At 34.0% G+C, this 22,276-nt stretch carries 20 protein-coding genes and 3 pseudogenes; 2 read left to right on the plus strand and 21 right to left on the minus strand.

Features of this window, described 5'->3' with window-relative positions; translation table 11 throughout:
• Positions 1–69: 69 nt before the first annotated feature.
• Complete coding sequence (gene tnpB / locus QUF93_RS01065) at positions 70–1,158, minus strand: IS200/IS605 family element RNA-guided endonuclease TnpB (RefSeq protein WP_289375176.1); 1,089 nt, start codon at positions 1,156–1,158, stop codon at positions 70–72.
• Between the two features lie 3 nt (positions 1,159–1,161).
• On the opposite strand from tnpB, the pseudogene QUF93_RS01070 reads away from it, so the two are divergent.
• Positions 1,162–1,450, plus strand: a pseudogene (locus QUF93_RS01070) (Tn3 family transposase); the annotation flags it as partial.
• A 171-nt stretch (positions 1,451–1,621) separates the two neighbouring features.
• Here the strand turns inward: QUF93_RS01070 and QUF93_RS01075 are convergent.
• The 3 genes from QUF93_RS01075 to QUF93_RS01085 form a co-directional block, all read right to left on the minus strand.
• Positions 1,622–4,369 carry a M4 family metallopeptidase gene (locus QUF93_RS01075; protein WP_289361121.1) on the minus strand — a complete coding sequence of 916 codons (2,748 nt, stop codon included), beginning with the start codon at positions 4,367–4,369 and terminating at the stop codon, positions 1,622–1,624.
• Between the two features lie 253 nt (positions 4,370–4,622).
• Positions 4,623–6,407: an S-layer homology domain-containing protein gene (locus QUF93_RS01080; protein WP_289361122.1), complete on the minus strand. Its 1,785-nt coding sequence runs from the start codon at positions 6,405–6,407 to the stop codon at positions 4,623–4,625.
• 207 nt (positions 6,408–6,614) lie between these two features.
• Positions 6,615–8,228: an S-layer homology domain-containing protein gene (locus tag QUF93_RS01085; protein WP_289361228.1), complete on the minus strand. Its 1,614-nt coding sequence runs from the start codon at positions 8,226–8,228 to the stop codon at positions 6,615–6,617.
• Between the two features lie 676 nt (positions 8,229–8,904).
• On the opposite strand from QUF93_RS01085, the gene QUF93_RS01090 reads away from it, so the two are divergent.
• Positions 8,905–9,558 (plus strand): IS6 family transposase, encoded by a 654-nt coding sequence (locus QUF93_RS01090; protein WP_289361229.1) that lies wholly within the window; start codon positions 8,905–8,907, stop codon positions 9,556–9,558.
• Positions 9,559–9,829: 271 nt separating this feature from the next.
• On the opposite strand, the gene QUF93_RS01095 is transcribed toward QUF93_RS01090, so the two are convergent.
• The 17 genes and pseudogenes from QUF93_RS01095 to QUF93_RS01170 form a co-directional block, all read right to left on the minus strand.
• Positions 9,830–11,062: a DUF4046 domain-containing protein gene (locus QUF93_RS01095; protein ID WP_289361123.1), complete on the minus strand. Its 1,233-nt coding sequence runs from the start codon at positions 11,060–11,062 to the stop codon at positions 9,830–9,832.
• A gap of 1,192 nt (positions 11,063–12,254) precedes the next feature.
• Positions 12,255–13,367 (minus strand): RNA-guided endonuclease TnpB family protein, encoded by a 1,113-nt coding sequence (locus QUF93_RS01100; RefSeq protein WP_289361124.1) that lies wholly within the window; start codon positions 13,365–13,367, stop codon positions 12,255–12,257.
• 11 nt (positions 13,368–13,378) lie between these two features.
• Complete coding sequence (gene tnpA, locus QUF93_RS01105) at positions 13,379–13,777, minus strand: IS200/IS605 family transposase (RefSeq protein WP_289375178.1); 399 nt, start codon at positions 13,775–13,777, stop codon at positions 13,379–13,381.
• A gap of 97 nt (positions 13,778–13,874) precedes the next feature.
• Positions 13,875–14,012 carry a hypothetical protein gene (locus QUF93_RS01110; protein WP_289361125.1) on the minus strand — a complete coding sequence of 46 codons (138 nt, stop codon included), beginning with the start codon at positions 14,010–14,012 and terminating at the stop codon, positions 13,875–13,877.
• 11 nt (positions 14,013–14,023) lie between these two features.
• Positions 14,024–14,290 (minus strand): hypothetical protein, encoded by a 267-nt coding sequence (locus QUF93_RS01115; protein ID WP_289361126.1) that lies wholly within the window; start codon positions 14,288–14,290, stop codon positions 14,024–14,026.
• A gap of 12 nt (positions 14,291–14,302) precedes the next feature.
• Positions 14,303–14,617, minus strand: a complete 315-nt coding sequence (locus QUF93_RS01120; protein WP_289361127.1) for a hypothetical protein — start codon at positions 14,615–14,617, stop codon at positions 14,303–14,305.
• A gap of 522 nt (positions 14,618–15,139) precedes the next feature.
• A complete protein-coding gene (locus QUF93_RS01125; protein WP_289361128.1) occupies positions 15,140–15,607 on the minus strand; it encodes a DUF6985 domain-containing protein in 468 nt (155 codons plus the stop codon).
• Positions 15,608–15,627: 20 nt separating this feature from the next.
• Positions 15,628–15,747: pseudogene (locus QUF93_RS28805) on the minus strand (HNH endonuclease family protein); the annotation flags it as partial.
• Between the two features lie 368 nt (positions 15,748–16,115).
• Positions 16,116–16,571 carry a hypothetical protein gene (locus QUF93_RS01130; protein WP_289361129.1) on the minus strand — a complete coding sequence of 152 codons (456 nt, stop codon included), beginning with the start codon at positions 16,569–16,571 and terminating at the stop codon, positions 16,116–16,118.
• A 16-nt stretch (positions 16,572–16,587) separates the two neighbouring features.
• Positions 16,588–17,562, minus strand: coding sequence for a hypothetical protein (locus QUF93_RS01135; RefSeq protein WP_289361130.1), 975 nt, complete (start codon positions 17,560–17,562; stop codon positions 16,588–16,590).
• Positions 17,563–17,579: 17 nt separating this feature from the next.
• Complete coding sequence (locus QUF93_RS01140) at positions 17,580–17,756, minus strand: hypothetical protein (RefSeq protein ID WP_289375119.1); 177 nt, start codon at positions 17,754–17,756, stop codon at positions 17,580–17,582.
• Between the two features lie 270 nt (positions 17,757–18,026).
• On the minus strand, positions 18,027–18,518 hold the full coding sequence (locus tag QUF93_RS01145) for an SMI1/KNR4 family protein (protein ID WP_289361132.1): 492 nt from the start codon (positions 18,516–18,518) through the stop codon (positions 18,027–18,029).
• A pseudogene (locus QUF93_RS28810) lies at positions 18,515–18,850 on the minus strand (HNH endonuclease); the annotation flags it as partial. The gene QUF93_RS01145 and the pseudogene QUF93_RS28810, both read right to left, overlap by 4 nt.
• Positions 18,851–19,009: 159 nt before the next feature.
• Positions 19,010–19,498: a hypothetical protein gene (locus QUF93_RS01155; RefSeq protein ID WP_289361133.1), complete on the minus strand. Its 489-nt coding sequence runs from the start codon at positions 19,496–19,498 to the stop codon at positions 19,010–19,012.
• The gene (locus QUF93_RS01160) at positions 19,495–20,229 is read right to left on the minus strand and encodes an AHH domain-containing protein (RefSeq protein WP_289361230.1); all 735 of its coding nucleotides are present in this window, start codon (positions 20,227–20,229) and stop codon (positions 19,495–19,497) included. The genes QUF93_RS01155 and QUF93_RS01160 overlap by 4 nt, the downstream gene beginning before the upstream one ends.
• A gap of 400 nt (positions 20,230–20,629) precedes the next feature.
• On the minus strand, positions 20,630–21,085 hold the full coding sequence (locus QUF93_RS01165; protein WP_289361134.1) for an immunity protein YezG family protein: 456 nt from the start codon (positions 21,083–21,085) through the stop codon (positions 20,630–20,632).
• A 687-nt stretch (positions 21,086–21,772) separates the two neighbouring features.
• Positions 21,773–22,228, minus strand: coding sequence for a DUF600 domain-containing protein (locus QUF93_RS01170; RefSeq protein WP_289361135.1), 456 nt, complete (start codon positions 22,226–22,228; stop codon positions 21,773–21,775).
• Between the last annotated feature and the right edge of the window lie 48 nt (positions 22,229–22,276).

Genomic DNA, 22,276 nt, shown 5'->3' on the forward strand with positions numbered 1-22,276 from the left:
TACCCCCACTTTCACTTCGTTTAGAAGAGGGGGATTCCTAAGTAAAGAGTTCTATCGAACTCTAATTTATTAGGCTATCTCCACAGTCCTTGCGGTTAGAAGCCTTATCGCTTCATTCTTTAGATTGATACTTGCGTTAATATCCCTATCATGGTGTGTATGGCAAGAAGGGCAGTCCCATTTACGTAGGTTTAGATTTTTAACGTCTTTGTTTTGATATCCACAACAAGAACATAATTGGCTTGAAGCAAATGTTTTCGATACAACAATGACTTGTTTGCCGTACCATTTTGCTTTGTATTCCAACATAGTTCGAAACTGAGACCATGATACCTCACTAATTGCTTTTGCTAACTTATGATTCTTTAACATATTTGATACTTGCAAATCCTCTATACCGATAACATCGTGGTTTTTGATGATTTCAGTCGAGATTTTGTCCAAGTAATCTTTTCTAGCATTCGTCATGTATTCATGAATTCTAGCTACTTTTACTCTTTGTTTATTCCAGCGAGAAGATCCTTTCATTCTTCTAGAAAGAACACGCTGTGCTTTTGCCAACTTCTCTTCTAATGATCGAAAAAACTTCGGATTTTTATAGGTTGTTCCATCTGACAAAATGGCGAAATCTTTTAGTCCCACATCCATTCCAATGTAAGAATTTGTTTTCGGAAGTGCTTGCACTTCTGTTTCAACTAACAATGACACAAAGTATCTGCCAGAAGGGTTCCGTCTAACTGTAGCATTTAAAATACGTCCTTTTACTTCACGACTTTTGGCAAATCGAACAAGACCTAGTTTTGGCAATTTTATTTTGTTTCCTACAACGGCAATGTTTTCATTTGTTTGTTTTGTGGTATAAGATTGTACGTTGTTCTTCTTAGATTTGAAACGCGGGGCATTGTTTTGTTTTTTGAAAAGGCGTGTATAAGCATCCGCAAGGTTGCGAACAGACGACTGAATCGCGATACTATCCACTTCTTTTAGCCAAACAAACTCTTTCTTCATGGCAGGGAGTTTGGCAGAGCATGTACCATATGTCAAACCTTTCCCTGTTTCTTTGTATGCATTATCCCATAGAGATAGGAAATGATTGAATACAAAACGGGAACAGCCAATCGTTTTATTGATTAGGGTTGCTTGAGATGCATTTTTAATTAATTAGGAGAAATTCTTGATTGTTCTTATGAGGATCAATTACATAGAGCAAGTGGTTTACAACTTCTGATTTTAGCTATTATATTATGGAATATAGTATATATATATCACAGCGGTTGATGCTTTGCATGCAAAAGGAGTGGACATTCCCGAAGAATATGTACAACATATATCTCCACTTGGATGGGAACATATTACGTTAACAGGTGATTATGTTTGGAACTTAAACCAAAAAACAAATTTCAATAATTTAAGACCATTACGAGATAAAAAGTCTATAAAAAATCGGTAAAATAAATAACCAGTTCCTTAACTTACAGGGAACCGGTTAAAATGTGTCCAAACGTACAATTTTCTTTTTTTGATAAGGTGACCTTATGCCCATCAAGTTAATATTTTTGCACCAGAACCATAAAAAGCACCTTCAATATTTGAAGGTGCTTTTTAATGCAATAAGTTACTATTATTTTAATACCTTTCTAAATTTACGACCAAAAGAAAGAACCATACCTGCAAGAACCATCAATACACCCATTGCTGCACTGTTATTTGTACTTGCACCCGTTTTTGGAAGCTCTTTATATGTATCTTCTTTTTTATCAGTAGTACTATTGTTTGAGATATTACTGTTACCAGTATCAGAGGCATTGCTGTTGTTAGTACCAGTACTGCCATTATCAGAACCGTTATCGTTGTCTGAACCATTATTTCTGTTATTAGAACCGTTACCATTGTCCTTATCTTTCACAACTACTTTTTGTATTGTAGTTACCTCATTACCTGCGGAATCTTTGACACTATATATTACTTCATAAGTACCGGCTTTAGATGTATCTACAGTTCCTTCATGCGTTACTTTAGAAGTAAGGTCACCACCTTCTTTATCAGTAGCTGATACTCCTGCCATTGAGGCGAATTGATTACCCTCAATAATTGTTGTTTCAGCAGGTACTTTTAGTACTGGTTTTTCATCTTTAACTTCTTCTCCAGCTTTAACCGTTACTGTTTGTTTCGCAGTTACTTCATGACCTTTAGTGTCTGTAACTGTGTAAGTTAATACGTAAGTACCGGCCTTAGATGTATCTACCTTACCATCAACTGTTACTTTAGAAGTAAGGTCACCGTCTTCTTTATTAGTAGCTGATACTCTTGCCATTGGGTCGAATGAATCTCCTACATTAATTGTTGCTCCAACAGGCACTGTTAATTTAGGTTCCATATCTGGAGTTTCTCCATTTTCCTCTACAATTACAGTCTGTGTAGCCGTTGCATTAACCCCTTGGGAATCGACAACCGAGTACTCCACAATGTAGTTACCTGGTTTAGAAGTATCTACATCGCCTTTATGTTTTACTCTATTTGTTAAATCACCATCTTCTTTATCAACAGCTTTTACGCCTCTCATCGGGTCGAACGTATCACCTACATGTAGTGTAGTTGTAAACGGTACAGTTAACTCCGGCGCTTGTTTTTCCACAGCTTTTTCTTTTTCTTCCACTGTTACCTTAATTTTTGCTGCATCAAAAGCTTTTTGGACTGCTTGAGCTTCAGCCGAGTTCGCGCCATATTTATTTGTTGCAACTCGAAGGCATGCTGATCTCAATTCAAAGAAATCAGAAGTCATGTTTAGTTCATCAGTGTTTGCATAATAAAAAATATCAAACATTTTATCCTCGCCAATACCTTTTACAGTTACACCGTTATGAGTGCCACCTTTTGCAATTAAATATGCAACTTTATTAATAATACTTGAGTTGAAATGAACGCCTCCATCATCCTCTCCATTTAAATTAGTATATTTACTATAATCATCTGGATATGGTACTCCATTTGAATAATTGATTGAAGATGGATTTTTCATATCACGTAAAACTAATCCAGTTTGTTCTCCTATTGTCCAGTTAAAATTCCCATTGTTTATATATTTCTCAATAGCCGTCCCCATAATATCCGATAACGCCTCGTTAATCGCACCGGATTCTCCGGAATATTCAAGATTGGATTCGCTAGATGTAACCGCATGTGTAAATTCATGTCCCGCTACGTCAAATGCCTTCACCATAGGATCTCCATATACGAGCATACTACTATTATTAATATTAGCACTTAATGCATTTTTCCAATTTTTTGGATCGTTCGTATCCTCAGAATCCCAAGCGTGTACAACTGAAACTACTTTTTGTCCCTTATTATCAAAACTATTACGCTTGTATTTATCTTTATAAAAATCAAATACTTTTGTTGCTAAGTAATGAGCACTTACCGCTTTTGGATCATTAAATGTTGTTGAAGTGCTAGTTGCTAGTGTGCCAGGATAATAGCTTTCCTCTTTAGTAATATCTCTGTAATTCACATCATATGTTTCAATTCCTTGCCCCCTTGAATAATCAGCAAGTGCATATTCACCATTACTTTGTTTAGAAATACCAAATGTACGAGATATACCGAAAGCATCGTTTCCTGTTCCAGTTAATGATGCAAGAATGCTTTTTCTACTTTCCTCTAAGGCATCAACAAGCTTCTCACTTGCTTTTAAATCTGAATCTTGTACCATATTTTTTAACATTTCACCATTATGAGCATTCACTAAATAAGTTCCAGATACATATTTTGGTGTTACTGCAGCAAATGTAACCTGGTATGCATTACTGGCTTGTCCATTATTTTCATCAACAAAAATAACTTCCTTTACTTCTGGCTCAGAAATAAACTTGATATCATTCCCGTACTTCGTATAAATATATTGTTTCGCTTTTTCTTGTGATAGATTAATAGGCTTCTTTAAATCTTCTTGTTTTAAATTTTGCGCACTATCCCCTGAAACACTTTTAATAACACCCTTTTTATCTACGTGTGCAGTCAATTGATACCCATATACTTCTTTTCCTTCATATGTTTGTTGCATACGCACAAGTGTAGTCCCATCATACGAACCGCGTTTTTGAAGAACCTTATAATCTACTCCCATTTCTCCATTCACTTGTTTTGGAGACAAAGCTTGCTCTGTCTTTTCCTTAAGGGCATCTTTTACTACATTCTCTGGTGCCTTTTGTGATGGTTGTGTAAGTTCACCTGTACGAAACGAATCCTCCTGAATTTGAACTTGTAATTGATCTGTTTCCTCTGCATGACCTACTCCATATGGTATTACAGCTGTTAAAGCTAATCCTGTTGTTAATGCAACTGTAGCTGTTCTTTTTTTATTTTTCATCATATTTACCTCGTATCATTTTCTAAAAAATTAAGCTTATAAAAAGGTAACGTCACATGCCTATCAACCTAGCAGAACAAATTGCCCCCAAAACGATAAAAATGAACTTCGGTGCTATAAAAACACAAATTTTTTGTTTAGGGGGCGTTATAAAGTTTTTAAGTTGATATGGGGTATCACCAATTAAATTTTTACGAGCAGTAATACGCCCTTATAATGATGATATAATAAACCACTCAACTTCATTTTCTTTTTATTGATGGGATTGCGCATTTGAAATTGCATTATATAAAAACTGTGCATACTGTTCACGTGTTACGTTCATATCCGGAGCAAATTTCCCTTCTCCAACTCCTACTGCAATATGGTTCGATTGCACGGCACCAATCGCATCTTTTGCCCATGAATTTGCTGGAACATCGTTGAAATTATGTGGCGCCTTTACATCTAATCTAAACGCTTTCTTAATAACTTGTGCCATTTCTGCACGTGTTAATGTAGCTTTCGGTCTAAAGTTTCCTTGATCATCTCCTTGGAAAATTCCTATCTTAGTTAAAGCTAATATTTCCTCAGGAAACATTGTTGAATTTCCATCGATATCTCTGTATGGATTTTCATATTTATCTTGTTTTTCTATATACAAAGTACGGTAAATTAATGCAGCTACTTGTTCACGTGTTACATTATCACCCATACCAAATATCCCATTTCCATAACCTGCAATAATTCCTTTATTCGCTAAATCATGAATTGCATGAAATGCCCAGTGTTCTTGTGGGACATCCTTAAATGTTGTTCTATTTACTCCTGCATCGATTTGTAAATCATTTTTTATTACATCCCAAAGTGGATTATCTTGACGTTTTGGTTGCCCCTCTTCATCCCATTTTATTTTTTCTGTTCCTAATTCATAATTCATTCCTGTCCAAGTATCTTCACGGAATGCATAGAATGATTTATGCCATCCTTTCTGATTGAATATAGAGATTAAGTCTTGCATGTATTGAGGTGCTCCAGGAACGGTACGATTAATTCCAAATTCCTCAGCAATGATTCGATTAGATGGTACATGATTTTCCTGAGACCAATTTTGCACAGGCTGTAAGAATGTATTTAATCCATCTTTATCCCACATCATAGGTGTTTCTAAATCTCCTACTTTTACAGTTCCAGGATATTGATACTCTTTATTTTGATTTTCACGTTGACTTGTTAATTGATATGGCTCATACATATGAAATGCATACAATGTCTTATTATCTTTAACTGGTTTAAGATATTTAAAAGCCCAAGGTGTGGCATATAGACCTGAATCTAAAATAATAGGTGTTTCTTTATCTACTTCACGAATTGAAGTAACAACTTTTTGATAAAATTCATTTAAATCAGCTGGGGTTCCCTTCACTTTTGAATACCATTTCTCATAATCTTCCGTCCAAAAATCATTATATCTATTTTTCTTAGATGTTTCTGGATGTGGTTCATTGATAATGTTGTAACCAACCACAGCTGGATGATCTTTCAATTCAAACGCAAGGTCCTTCCAAAATTGGCTTGCTTGTTCTTGATATTTCTCTTCTTCCCAAATTCTATCATCATTCTGATTATTGTTAAATTGACGCCAACGATCACCAGGTAATGAAAGCATTGTAAGTACAACTTTAATCCCTTGTGATTGTGCAGCATCTAAATCTGCTTTCAATTTTGCTACATCCTCTTCCACCAATCTTTGATAATTATCTGCATTACCGATAAGAAAATCTTTTCCTGATGTATCTGGTTTGTCTTCAAATAAGAAATCCTTATCTTTTGCCCATTTATCAGGTGCTAAACGAACATATTCAATATGAGCTTCCTTTGCACTTTTGTAGTTCTCAGGTAATGAAGTGCTATTCATAAAATTAGTACCTGTTCTTTTAGAATTCCAAAAATCCATTTTGGAACCTGCACTTTTGTATGTCTCAGCTTTCACATTCATTTCTTGTATCCCTAAGCTCATCATGCCTATTAATGCGACTATCGGTATGATTTTTTTCATAACTTCTCCCTCTTTCCATGTCAGTTTCTTATTATAAAATAAATCACTTATGTTACAGGAAAGTGACAATTTCAAAAAAATTAATTTATCAGCATTGGCAGGTAAAGAGGGAGCAGACACAAAAACAGGCTGTGGAGAAAGTCTTCTTCACAGCCTGAGAACAAGTTATATATCCAAATATGACTTGTTCCTTTCACTATTTAGTTTTTATCGTTTGTTATAGTTGATATAACTAGGGTCATTATAAACCCACTGATTCGTTTCAATTCTTAGCCAACCATTCTTTTCTTCATATACTGTAACTTTTTCACCTTTACTTGTCTTTCTAACAATAGAGTAGTTTGTACCTGCTCCACTCCGAACATTTACCCCAATACCATTTATTTGAGCTGTTCCAATTGTATTTTGAACACTACCAGTTTCAATTACTTGAAGCATATTTAGAATAAATGATGCTGTTTCACCACGAGTTGTTGTTCCTTTAGGGTCATATTGATTGTCACCCTTACCTTTTACAATACCTAGTCCATACAATCTTTGTACGTCTTCCTTATAGATAATTTGGTCTTTGTCTGAGAATGGTAAGTTTGCAACTGGCCCCCATAGACCTTTATACTGTAAAGCCTTGTTTACAATAATTGCTGATTCTTCTCTTGTAATAGGTGTGTTTGGGTCAAAATAACCGTCACCTCTACCTGCAATGATACCTGCACTTGCAGTGCGTTTAATACCATCTCGTAAAGTTGAGTTTGCATCGTTTAGGTCTTTAAATGAAGTATCTCCAGCGGGCAAGTTTAGAGATTTAGAGATTAATTGAGCAAATTCGGCTCTTGTTACCGCTCTATTAGGTGCGAAAACACCGTTTCCTTCCCCTGCCATAATACCCCTTCTATTTAGCTCTCGAATAGCCGGCTCATACCAACCTCCTGTAATGTCGTCTTTTGGTTGATAAAGATTATTATAATACCCTCCAACACCATTTACGAATGCATCCCATTGTCCATTATTAATCATTTTAGCAGGACAATTTTTACCGCTCCACCTTTGATGTTTTACGATGTTATTTAACGGTACACCAGTTTCTTCCATTAAATAAGCTACAAGTTTCTTAGCGTTATCTACTGCTTTACTGTAGTTACCATCGCTGTTAACCGCGATTTCAATTGCAATAGACTCTCTATTACCCGGGCCATCACCGTCTCCTGCGTGCCACCCGTTTTCGTTTAATGGTAAGTGTTGATAAATCTCTTTATCGTCCACTGTAAAGTGCCATGATGCAGCTCGGTCTGTGTTCCCTACTGCTTGGTTATATAGGTATTGAGCGTGGTTCCTAGCACCTGCTCCTACACTTGTATTATCAGTCTCATGAATTGTAATGTACTTTGGACTCATGTAGTTTTGAGGACGAATATTATCGTTACCTGCTGGAACAATCCATTCAGTGAATGGAACACCGTTTATTGTACTAGAGATGCTAGGTGATGCGGAAGACAGACTACGTTTTGTTCTGTTTGAATTGTTAGGAACAGTTAATGTACCTGTTTCTTCATGAATACCTTCTGAACGTTGAAGACTGTCTGCTTTCTTATTATCGACAGTACCTCCACCACGTCCGTCTACCTCTTCAAAACTAGCTTCAATACTTTTTAGAGCCTGTTCATCTGATGTTTGAAGTTGGTCTGTTTTACCTTGTTCCTGAACGCTTGTAGGTTGCTTATTGTTTACTGATTGTTGTTCCTCTGCAAACGATACCAATGGTGAAGATAATACCGTTAATCCTGCCGTGAATGCTACTACTTTTTTATTAAATTTAATGTTCATTTCTAACTTGGTATATCTCTCCATCTTAATAGATATACCTTCCTCCTTATACCTCTTTTAATGTGAATAATAGTGTGAATAATAGTGAGAATAGTAGTGAGAATAGTAGTGAGAATAATGGTAGTCTGAATCCCAAGAATAACGACTTAATTTTTCATTCCATATAATCAACCAAAATCTATAGTTTCTCCTACATATTTCAGTGTTATAACATAACACTAGGGCTCCTCCCACTACTAAGACAAAAGAAAACCCAACATAGATTTTTCTTTTGTCTTAGTAATGGGAACGTTTCAATCAGAAACCGAAGAGAATGATAGAGACTTATATTGTTCTCCTTTGCGATTTCAACCATACCATACATGATGGCACTCCCTCTATTACATTTGCAAAAATATAGAATAAATAAGCCTATAATAACAAAAACTCAAAATATATATCAAGCATTTTTTTTGAAAATAGCATTTTTGTTACTTTTTCGTAACTACTATAGGCATATATATATGTTATAATTTATAAACTTTTGCAGACGACCCCTTGCAAATCCATGTCTTTTCTACCCTTTTTGTCCCTTCGATTCTGTTGCAAAGTTTTTAAAAGTAAGCTAAATTTTTGCAAAACAGAATGAGGAGAATCATAAATGGGATATTTTAAAGGAAAATAGTTCAAACAAGATATTATTTTGGTAGCCGTCGGCTACTACTATCGTTTTTCTTTAAGTTATCGAGATGTATCTGAAATTTTGAAAGAACGTGGTGTATCGGTCCATCCCACTACTATCATGCGATGGGTTCATGAACATGGAAATCTCATTTATCAGATTTGGAAAAAGAAAAACAAATCTGTGCAGCTGTCTTGGCACCTGGATGAAACCTATATCAAAGTGAAAGGCGAATGGCGTTATCTCTATCGAGCAATTGATAAAGATGGACACACATTGGATATTCAGCTTCGCAAAAAACAAGATCATCAAGCGGCTTATGCCTTTATGAAAAGACTAGTAAAAACATTAGGAGAAGCAACGGTTCTCACAACAGACAAGACTCCCGCGTTACTTTGCGCGTTCAATAAATTGGGAGAGCAAGGCTTTTATAAGCATACCATTCATTGCACAATCAAGCATTTGAATAATCTCATCGAACAGGATCATAGACATATCAAGCGACGTTTTTCCAAATCCGCAGGATTTCAAAGTCTTCGTTATGCTTCACGTAACTTGAAAAGCATCGAAAATATTCATGCCCTATATAAACAAAAACGAAGTTTGCAACAACCAAACTTCGTTTTTTCGACGTACAATGAATTAGAGAAACTATTCAAAGTTGCATAAACTCTACCTACTATATTAGGATTTTTTTGTTTATATAAAAACTTTGCAACAGAGCCCGTAAAAGAAAAATTTAGTTTCATTTATATTAAACTTTCATATTTTTTATAAATTAATTAGGATATAGTTCACTTAACATAGTATGTGGGTTCTTATTCCAAAATCTATCTAATGGGGTTCTTAACCCTTGATTAATTATCCACCTTCTACTATACACCCTTATTAGTTCTTCATTAGTTAATTTTTCTTTTTCCTCTATCGTCCATTTCAATGCTTACAATGCTTTCTCCTTTGTCCAAAATCCACGAGGGGCCCTATTTAATTCCCATTCTTTAAATTTCCCTGGATACAACTCGTGTAGCATGGCATATGGACTATTTTTCCAAAATCTCTCTAATGGAGTTATTAACCCTTGATTAATCATCCATCTTCTACTATAGACCTTTATAAGTTCTTCATTAGTTAACTTTTCTTTTTCCTCTATCGTCCATTTTAATGCTTCCAATGCTTTCTCCTTTGTCCAAAATCCACGAGGGGCCCTATTTAATTCCCATTCTTTAAATTTCCCTGGATACAACTCGTGTAGCATGGCATATGGACTATTTTTCCAAAATCTCTCTAATGGAGTTATTAACCCTTGATTAATCATCCATCTTCTACTATAGACCTTTATAAGTTCTTCATTAGTTAACTTTTCTTTTTCCTCTATCGTCCATTTTAATGCTTCCAACGCTTTTTTTCTTGTCCAGTAGTTTTTAGGTGTTTTCTGGAATTCCCACTCTTTAAAACATCCAGGATATAACTCATTTATCATACTAAATGGACTATCATTCCAATATCTCTCCAATGGGGTCCTTAAGCCTATTTCTGAAAACCAAATTACACTAATTTTTTTTCTTATCTCCTCATTATTCATTTGTTTTCTTTCCTCTATCGTCCATTTTAATGCTTCCAACGCTTTTTTTCTTGTCCATAAACGACTAGGAGTTTTTTTAAACTCCCATTCCTTAAAATGGTCTGGATATAATTCATTTATCATTATGTAAGGACTACCTCCCCAAAAAATTTGGCAAGGCGAACTCAAATTCTGATTAGATAACCACCGAACGTTATAAACCTCCAATAGTTTATTATCTGTTAACCTTTCTTTTTTTTCTATCGTCCATTTTAACGCTTCCAATGCCTTTTCCTTTGTCCAATAGTTCCTAGGTGTCATTTGAAATTCCCATTCTTTAAAACAATTCGGATAAACATCATTTATCATTACATATGGGCTATCATGATATTTAACGCTAAGTAAACCACCTAATTTATATTTAATAATTAATTGGGATTTCCAACTCTTAAGAATTGTTTTTTTATCCCACTTTAAAACTTTTTCTATAAGATACTTGATTACACGTTTTGCTAGATTATTATCTTGATCATCACTCCATGTACCTTTGGGAAATCTGTTCCTTTTACTGTCCAATATCTCTTGGTATATCTCTTCTATTTTTATTACCATTACAACCCTTTTCTCTCTTTCTATAGTGATTTTTACAGTAAACGAGATAAAAATCACCAGCAATTACAAATTTATTTCTAAGCAATAATCCACCTATATTTTAAGTGCTAATAGGTGAATTTTGTTCATAATTAATATATATAATTGAACACTGATCCCCCCTCGATAAGGGGGAATAAGGGGTTCAGCCCATCAAGTTAACATTTTGAAGTTCCCCTTTAACGAAAATTTTGTGTTTTTTATAGAAACGAAGTTCATTTTTATCGTTTTGGGGGCAACCTGTTCTGTTAGGTTGATGGGCGTGGGGTACAGCCATAATTACACATACAGAAAAAGAATCCCTTATGATTTCTGGGATTCTTTTTCTTGTTTAAAGTTTTTTCAGACAAATGATTTGCACATCAATTTATCTTTGATATACAGATCATTTGTCTGATAATTCCTATAAATAATTGCGGAGTAATAAACTTACATAAATGCTTTTAAAAGTTCTTGAACCAATGGAATTGCTCCACCTATGAATTTTAAAACTGCCATTGCGATTTCCATAATCATTTCCTCCTTTTTAATATTATGATGTAGTAAATCTTATACTCTCATTATATTAAGTGTATTAACTCATATCAATACATTTTAATATGCAATATTTCATCTTAAAATCATGCTTAATACTGTTATAATAGAATAGGTAAATTCTACATCATTTTTCGATATACTAAACAGCTAATGAATACATAAAAAAGGAAGAGAATTTTAAAAATTCTCTTCCTTTTTTATGTATTCATAGGGGTCACTATATGGGGTTTAAATCTAAACTTTCTTTAAAAAGATATTATGATTTTTATTAGGAGGGATAAAATTCACAACGGAAAATGACTGGTTGCTAAAAAGGATATTTTCGTATTTGTAAGAGCAACAAAAAGAACTTGTAGGAATCACTACAAGCTCTTTTTCAGATAATGTATAAAAGGTGAATCAAACTATCTCATTACTCGTAACGGGGAAACCATCTTACATATGGCTTGATTTCATTATATAACAAATATTAACAAGTGAACTACCCGCCACTTAACGTCCTAACGGACTGTCTGAAGTGGGGGCTTCTCGGTTAGTCGTTACTTTTGATAGCTAACGAATTAGTCCTAAGACAGCCGAGCTAACTCCCTTGTTCCAAAGGTTATATTATTGCTATCTATGCTAACGCTAATAGACGTATTGCTTCATTTTTAATATTGATAGCTGAGTTATAATCTCTATCGAGATTTACACCACATATACAAGAATATACTCGTTCAGACAATGATATATCTTTCACAATTCCACAACTGCTACATGTTTTTGTGGAAGGAAACCATTTGTCTATTTTCACAAGTTGTTTTCCTTGTTCATTTAGTTTATAAACTAAGAAAGAAGTGAACATACCCCACCCATTATCAGCGACACTTTTTCCAAAATGAAGTGCTTGCGACATTCCTTTCATGTTTAGGTCTTCAATAGCTACAACATCAAAATTAGCAGCTAACTTTTTAGACTCATGATGAAGGAAATTCTTACGTTGGTTAGCTACTTTCTCATGTAACTTAGCTACACGAATACGTTGTTTATTCCAACGCTCAGAACCTTTATTGCGCCTTGATAATACTCGTTGTGCCTTTGCTAATCGGTCTAACATTTCACGATAGAACTTAGGATAATTGGCTTTCTCATCCTCAGAACTAACGTATAATCCACCCATCGCAAAGTCTAACCCAACAACTGTTTCTACTTCTTTTTGTACAATCTCTTTTTCGTATTCAGTCAAGATAGACACATAGTATTTACCAGTAGGTGTCATAGAAATCGTACATGACTTGATCATATAATCTTGTGGTATTTCTCTATGTTGTTTGATACATACCATTTTCAGTTTTGGCAATTTGATATGACCATTAAGCAACATAATATTTCCGTTTACTACATTCGTTGTATAAGACTTTCTGTCTTTTTTACTTTTGAATGTTGGGAAGTCATTTTGACCACTAAAGAAATTCTTATAGGCAGTTTGCAAGTTTAGTTGAGCATTTGCCAAAGCTAATGAATCAACTTCTTTTAACCACTCAAATTCTGCTTTATATTTCGCGGGAGTTGGAGGCTTTTGTTTCTTTAGTTGCTCCTTATCATCTTTGTATTTTTCGTACGCTTCTTTTCGTTCAGCTAACATTTTATTATACACGAAACGTACACAACCGAAGGTTTTGCGCATAAGATATGCTTGTTCTTCTGTTGGATACAAACGGAATTTATATGCTTTATTATGCTTTGTCATATCATTTCACCTCACTTTTCACCTTGATTTTCAATATATTTCTTTACTACGTCTATTGGCGAACCACCAGTAGTTAGTAAGCAAAAACTTCTTGACCAAAACATCTCTTTCCAAAGTTTCTTTTTCACTTGTGGAAAGTCTCTCTTGATTAGTCGAGAACTTGCACTTTTATAAGCATTAATAAATTTTGTCATTTCTGTATTCGGATGTGCCTTGAACAAAATATGAACATGGTCTACATCATGATTCCACTCTATCAGTGTTATGTTGTAATTCTCGGATAACCTGACAAACATGTCTTTTGCATAGTCTGATATATCATCATCGAACACATTTCTTCTGTATTTTACGACCAACACAAGATGATAATACAACAAGAACACTAAATGATTATTGCTATCTAATTTCATTCGTATACCAACCTTTACCAACCTTTATTCTTTATAAGACTGATTTTATCAGAGGCAAAATAAAAGGCAAAGCCTTTTGGCTACACCAAACCGAAATTCATCTCCCACCTATCGTTGGGCTACGCCCTTCACACGCTTGAGGAAGGAGAATTCTTTCGGGGAATGCGTTAAATACAACATAGTCGTCTACATACTCTAGGTCTTTCTCTAAGTTTATGAATTTCTTTTCACTCATAACATACCCCTTTATTTGTTTCCTATTATCACTACCCCAACTAAGATGAAAACAATAACACTTATAACCACAAGAGTTGCCTTTTTACTTAACTTTCCCCTAGAACCTTCTAATACTGCCCATATAATAATTGGGAAAAGAAGAATACCAAGGAGAATGTCAACAAACTTGTTACGCTGCTCCTCTTTCGGTTTCTCTTCTTTTCCTATGCGTTCTACCCTATTTGGTACTTTTTCTACGTGTATTGGATTCTTCTTTTTCTTACGTCTATGATTCACTATTCATACCCCTTACTTTGAATCGTAACTTTCAAATAGCATAGTCCTTCCTTTGTACTCAACAACCTCAATGCGAGAACCAATGTCTAAACGTTTGTATACTTTCTTACTTACGCTACCTGTGTGCGTTTCACCATCTACTTTGTACTTGATTTCATAAGTCTTAAACCCTCTAGGTGTGTACTCTTTCATATCTACGACTTCCGCTATACTTGACTTACCATGTTGTCTGACCTGTATCTCGTTGTACGTTCCTATCCCTATGAGTAGGAACGTACACACTAGAAACACTACAATACAACCAATTCTAAACCGTTTCTTTTTCAATATAATCCCCCTTACTTTACATCGTAACTATCATACATGATTGTCTTTCCTTTATATTCTAGTACTTCTATTTTAGAGCCTTTGTCTAACTTCTTGTATAACTCTTTATCTATATTACCTAAGTAAGTCTTATCTTTTATATAATATTCACGACTTATTTTATTTCATTTATCAATCCATATATACAATCTATATTTTATTTGTTTATCGAGTCTTAATATATCTATGAAAAAAGCACTTGTTGCCATAAATGACAATCAAGTGCTTTAAGTTCATATATTTTTAAATAGCATAAATTTGTAAGTTTTCAAGTTATTGCGTGACACCTTTTATATGTCATGACAACTACTACATTAAAACTTACGAGTTCTTTAGTTTAATATACATTCCATGCATTTATATTGATTGCCTAATAAAATGTCATCTCGCCTAAGCTCGTACTTCGTTTTCTGTTCTATCATTGCACATAATACTCTTTGATGGTACAACCATCATGAGGTCTGTACTTTTTAATACCCTATTTTAAATAGCGACATCTTGATAACCTACTTCATCTACCTTTTCATTTATAAGACGAATTCCTAAACCATTTTCTTCATCCCATGAACAATCAAATGAGATTCCTATATCACGTCCATCGCGAAGGAAATCATACGGAACTGAAATACCTACTAATGTTATATGTTCTATTAATTGATCGACTGTCTCAATTAATGGGTAGTCCTCATTAAATGCCACATCATAACCAAGCTCATGCCTTTTTTCTTTATAATAATCTAAAACTGGTTGTAATATGCTATGTTTGATTTGTTCCCAATTATCCATTAATGAGTTGTATGCCACATATTGTCCTTCATCAAAATCCCCATCTTCAGTACCTCCCACCAATAATGCTATCTCTGTATCTTTTCCCAAAAACTTTATGGTTCTATATCCTACCCAGTTATACTGATAATCAAGTTCTCCAAAAACTTTATCATTTATTGTCATTTAAAAATCTCTTTATTACATTATTTATTTGCAAACTCTCCAGGCTCGAAAGCTCCTGCGTTTATCTCTCCTACACCACCCAGATGTCCAAATTCAACATTTATGATTGTTGGCACGAGTTGCATTGTTTTACCCTCATTCTAACCCAGTTGTAAAAATAAAAAAGTCAATAGCCACTACGTTCTCCTAACGTCGCTATTGACTTCCTTTATTAAGCATGTACCTTTGTCAGTATCCAAGTAATTCACAAAATAGGCACATTTCTCAACTTATTCTTCTATTTCTAGTATCAAGCCTTCCAAATTCAAAACATCTTTATTATTTTGACTAATGTTCATGCGAAAAGTTTTAAATAGATTTGCAAGAACATGAACGATCACCGTAACACATGGCGTTATTACAATCATACATGGCCAAAATAGCACATTCTAGATAGCTATGCAATCTTGATATTAACTTATAAGGAAACCTTGACCGGAGTCAGGGTTGAAGACGTACAATCTTAGGTCTATCTATAATACTTGATACACCTTTCTTGAAAAGGGATTCTATCATCGAGCAGCACTTCTTCTTGCAGCAATTTTGTTATAGTCTCTATTTTTCCAATGAATAGTGCGAAGAAGTCGCCCGAATTTGGATATGAAAATAGTCCATACCCCTTTGGTGACAGTATTTTGTTGACCTCCTTGATCTTTTCAGGTAAAAATTCATAATGAAATGCTTCTAATTTCTCGAGTTCTTCTTTTGTTGCTAATTCAATTTGGTGGGAAAATTCGTAATCAAGAATAAAATTGACAATTTCTTGGTATTGCTCACCTTTATAGTCAACGTATAAAAGCTGTTTCGTCGTCAATCCATATTTTAATAGGTCTTCATGTAAGTCATAACTTCCTTGCTCTTTCAAAAACGTTTCCAAATCCTTGCTATCAGGAAATATAATCTGTGCTATCCCTTTATCCGGCATATTAGCTTCCTCCCTTTTATTGAAATAATTCTCCATGCTTGTTAGGAATATATTCTGGGTAGTTTTTACGATAAAATTGATCGATCATCTGAAGCACGGGATCCCACTCAGGGTATGGCTCACGTTCTCTAAATACCATTTTTGCTTCTGGAGTATTCATCAGAAAATTATCGAATTGAGTAGGTACTGGCAACCCTAGTTGTTTCCTTACATGGATCAAGAATAAGATTTCAAAAGGATAAAATCCGTATCCGAAATCGCCAAATTCACCTAGCTGTCCGATTTCAGAAGCTAATGCAGAATGATACTGTGACATTATCGAAATTAGATGTTCTATTTCTTCTAAATCACCAGTCGACCAACGTTCCAGCACTTCATCATAAATATTCAGGTCTTCAGGGATTGAGCCGCATCGCAGTTCAGCTTCCTTAAACTTATTTTTCACAGCTAGATGCAATTTTTTATTCGTTCCCATGATGGTTTTATTTCTATACTGCAAGTACAGCTCTAGCAAAAACCAAATATGTCTATCCTCTTCATTGGCATCTATTAAATGTTCACCGAAGTGATGAGTCATAAAATCATATAATATATTTTCTTCTTTCTCCCATCCATACATTGCAAAATGAACTAATGTGAGGACGACTTCTCTAAACGTATATCCCAAGATCATTTCTGGATACCTGCTTGTATAGAGATCCTGTCCCATGCACTGGTAAAATAAAACCTTCTGCATGTTCTTTAATCCTTCTGCATTGTTTCCACCGCTGATCAATACATCGTTTTTCCATAAAGACAAGTGATATGAGGAAATTTTGCTTAGATTTATTAATAGTATGTGATCTTTATCTGTTTCATTTTGCTCAACGATTTTCTCAATCTTTCTTCTACTGACATTATATTTATCTTTCACATCTTCAAATTTGATGCCATCCACAAAATTTTTGCTATATTTTTTAAAAGCCATTTCTAACTTTTTTTGGTTTATCATTGTATCCTCCCTATGAATTAATCTATTTCCTTCCATTCCTTTACCTGTAACTCATCAACGCCGAATCCAATATCAGTGATTTTGATATCTGTTTCAACTCTAATAAAATCGAATTGTAGATCAGGACGCTCCTTCATCAGTCCCTCTAAGTTATCACTAAAACTGGCATACCTAGGATCATCACTGTTAACCATGTCATCGAAGTACGTTTCTCCGCCCTTTTTCTGTTTATCCCGCATTAACGGGCAGTAAAACCCCCACCTCAAGATTGAGAGAGAAGCAAAGAAGATAGGTGAGGGATAACTGCCCGTAAAAGCCCGATTGGTTCAACTAACCTGCTTTCTTGCATGAATCTTTTATTTAAAATATCAGTTAAACAAATCATTTTCTTCTAAAGCAAAAAGGGTCATCTCATAATCAAGCAAAACCGACTTATAGGACAACCCTTTTATTTTAACTATCTATTAATCATGTAATTTGTTTAAAAACTCAGTGAAGGTACTTGCCACATAAAATACATTTTCTCTTGCTACTTCCTCTGCTTCTTCTGCTGTAATCCCTTCACTTTCCATTAACGCTTCTTTTTCCCATGCATCTTCATGTTCCCAAAAGACAACAATTGGATTGTCTTCATGATTTTTATAATCAAAACAAATTAAATTTCCTACTGGGTCAAAAGCAAATGGTATCACTTCACTAGGTAAAGTATCTTTATAATTATCATATACTTTTAAAATATACTCGCAACTTGAATTATCATAAGATAATAAAGTCCCAAAAACTCTTCTAACCTTGTTTACCTCAAAAACATATGGCATAACTGCTGACCCATTATTAACCATCACACATTCTATATAGTCCTCTGAAAATCTAACACCTATTTTTAAGCTAACCTCAATAACATATTCTTTTGATACATGCTCATCTGGAACTGGCCATTTTAAATCTGTTCTCATCTAATACCACCTCCCAAAAGTTTATTTCCACCTAAATGATTTACACTGTGAGTATCAGATATTACTAACTGCATTTTCCCAGATACTCGATGATAATGCCAAGTTAAATCTGATATACGGGGCAATCCTATTTTTATTTCTTTTAACTATTTTGGAGTAAATATTTCTTTTGGAATCTCTCCCTTCTCTATAGCCTCCTTTAGCATTTGAGTACACTCTTTAAACTGTATATCATCTGGCTTAATATATAAAATTTTATCTAGTCTCATTGTAAGCTTAACATCATCCCCCTAAAATATTGGGAATCCTAAAATATCAAAATCCACTTCTTTTTAACTAATCTCATGCTAAAAAGCACTTGTCGCCTAATGAACTGCACCTCCAATTATTAGACTGAGTCTAACAATTGGGGTACAGTTCACAATCAAGTGCTTTAATTTACTATTTTAAGACTCCTGAATTTGTAACAAAGCTTCATTTCAAGATAACTTTCAAACAAAGTAAGCAATTATTACCCCTTTTTCTGGATAATCTCCTTTCCAGCCACAAGGAAAACCACCAGCTTTGTATATGTTGAAAATTTCCTCATAAAAACTTTCACTTTGACCATTTATCGCACGATTTATCGCGCAATTCCTTAAATCTACCACAACATTCTCAAAAAAGTCACTATACAAGTCTGGGAGTGTGTTTCTAAGTCCGTTAGCAATTCCTTCTGTCACTTCCTCTAAGCCATTAGGTTTTTGACTAGGATCTAGCTTATACAATTTCCCCTTAACTTTCCCCATTTCAATTTGCTTAATATCCGACCAAGTATATTCATCCTCACCAAAAGTCTCATAAAAAGCTAATTTTTTAGCCTCAATAAAATCATTAATAATATTAGCATCTTCAGGAACCACTGTCTTTTGAATATCTTGCAAAGAATTTGCAAATTGAATAACTTCTTCAACTAATTTAGTATGAATTCCATACTTCATAATTTATTAAACCACCTTTCCCATAATTCTATTGTTGCTCCTCCACCTCTGCCCCAAACAGGTCTAATTCTATCCTTATTATTGGCTCTGTCAATCAAATAATCATCTATTCCCTTTTGTTTTAATATTTTCAGTTCTTTTTGTAGATAATCATTTGTCATATAGAGTGGCAGTCCATTTTCTTGTAGTACCCTTAGCTTTTGTTGTAACTCAAACACTTGTTTTTCAATAGTACTAATATCTTGACTTAAATCTATTTCATTTAATTTCTTTTCGACAAAATCACTATAAACAGCGTGATACCCTTGATGACGCGAAGTGGAACTTACGTACTCATCAGGAATACGAAGGAAAAATCCATTGGATGCATGATCCATGTCCATTCCTATTTTTTCAATAACTGGATGCTCATTAAATTCAGCAGGAATAATATGTTGCGCTTGATAAGGAGAACGTTTAGTTGATCGAGGTAGCCCCATTTCTTTAAACATATTTTTCCCTAATTTTGTAGAACTACCTCCTGTAACCTTTCCAGGAGTACCTGGAATAAGCCTAGTAGCTTCAACCGTACCCTTAGTTTCACTCTTAACAGTAGAAACTAACTCTCCAAGTGTCTTTCTTTCTCCTACATTTCCAACGCCAGCTAACGAAGGTTTAGGGGATAAATCCGGGATCTCAATATTTTTAATCTTCCCCACGACATTCTTCATACTACCCGGCAACTTATTCATGAATGCCGCTATTTCTTCCAACTTACCAACTATTTATGAAGTTAAAGCATACCAATCAATTAAAAAAGCACTTGTTGCCTATCATAGACAATCAAGTGCTTTAAGTTCATTTATTTTTAAGCTCATTTGTTTTTAAGTATCGTTAATTTTGTAAGTCTTGTAGTAACAAGTATGACACCTTTTATAAATCGTGACAAGTAATACGTTAAAACTTATGAGCTTGTACGAGTTGGTTAGTTTCATATAGAATCCATGTATTAATATTCATCGTCTAGTAATTCGTTATCTCACCTAATCTCGCACCTCGTTTTCTATTCCAGAATTGCATATAGTACCCCATGATGGTACAACCACCATGAGTTATCCATTCAACTTAGATATAACTATTACTGTAAACCTTTTAAAGGTTATTATTTTTCACTTCTTCAAACCACTCATCAGCAATATGATCCGTCGTTTTAATATCATGAATTGTATATACTAAATCATACTTGTATTCAGCTTTGAATTTGCCACTTTTAACATCATATATTAACTTCATCTCTGTTGGCATGTCTTTTTCATATTCTTTGCACAACGCTTTTACCTTTTGAACGTCTTTACATATTATGCGTAATACCATAGACTGTCGCTTTGGAGATACATCATATCTTTCGTCCCCATTCTCTAATGCATCATTCACTTTATGACATTCTACATACTTATTATTAATCAAATAAAAGAAACTACCCGAAATAATACCTTCTTCACATGAAGCATAAACATATACCTTATCCGCTCGATCTTCAACAAATTCCATACATATAGCTATCATATCTGATTGCAATTCACTAAATTTATCCTCAAATTCTTTCATACTACTTTTTCACTCCTTAGATTAATTCTTTAGAACTGAAGAGTCTTGCTTACCAAGTGCAATTTTGCTACTAATCCATGGTTGGTTGTTGCTTTGACACTTTTTATAATATTTCTCTACTACGGTCTTACTTTATACATAGCCATTATAATCTATAAAACATTACATGAATTTATAAAAATATAATGTTTCATTTCTATGCTAAAACGCAAAAAATCACTCGTCGTCTATTGTTGACAATCAAGCGTTTTAAGTTCATGTATATTCGTATGATTATATGGACGCAATTTCATGAGGTTCTTACCTTTTACAATAGATTTCAAAGAGGAAGTGTCCGTATGATAACACTTGTATCAAGTCGTTTCACGCCATTCTAAAAAAGAAGTACACTTCACACAATATGTCACGTTTAAGCAAGCAATTCTAGCATTATTGCAATACATTGAGAGATTTTATAACTGTAAGCGAAGCTATATTAACACCCGTTATAAAACTTCTCAAGCAATAAAAAATTTGGTTAAAGAAATCGCTTAGATTTAACTTTTTTGTGTCCACGATATTGACTCAAATTAACTATACTATTCAAATAGACTAACATTGTCAAACCCCTAGTAACAAAAAAATAAAAAGATGCTATTCAAGACTTTATACTCTTGAATTAAGCATCCTTTACTTTTTAAATAACATCTAATTTCCTTTTTTTAACTCATTAAACCATTCCATAGCTATATCATCTGCTTCTTTAATTGGATCATTAGAATATACCAAATCATATTTATATTCTGCTTTCAAACTAGTTTTTAATACATCATATACTAATTTCATTTCTGTTGGCATTTCTCTTTTATATTCTTTACATAGTCTAATCATATTCTTCATGTCATTATTTAATATTCTAACAACACCTTTTTGTCGTTCTATAGAGGTATCATATTTTTCTTCATTACTACTCATAATGTCATTTATTTTATGGCGTTCTACTATTTCTCCATTTATATTATAGAAATAGTCACTTGCTATAACATTATCTTCAAAAGAGCAATAAATATATATTTTATTTGCTCTATCCTCTACGTATTCTAAACATATAGAAACCATATCTGCCTGTAATTCACTAAAATAATCTTCAAATACTTTATTCATAATAATCTCCTTTTGAATTTAAAATATCACGCTCAATATATTTCCCAT

The sequence above is a fragment of the Bacillus hominis genome (assembly GCF_030348325.1).
GTDB classification, from domain to species: Bacteria; Bacillota; Bacilli; order Bacillales; family Bacillaceae_G; genus Bacillus_A; species Bacillus_A hominis.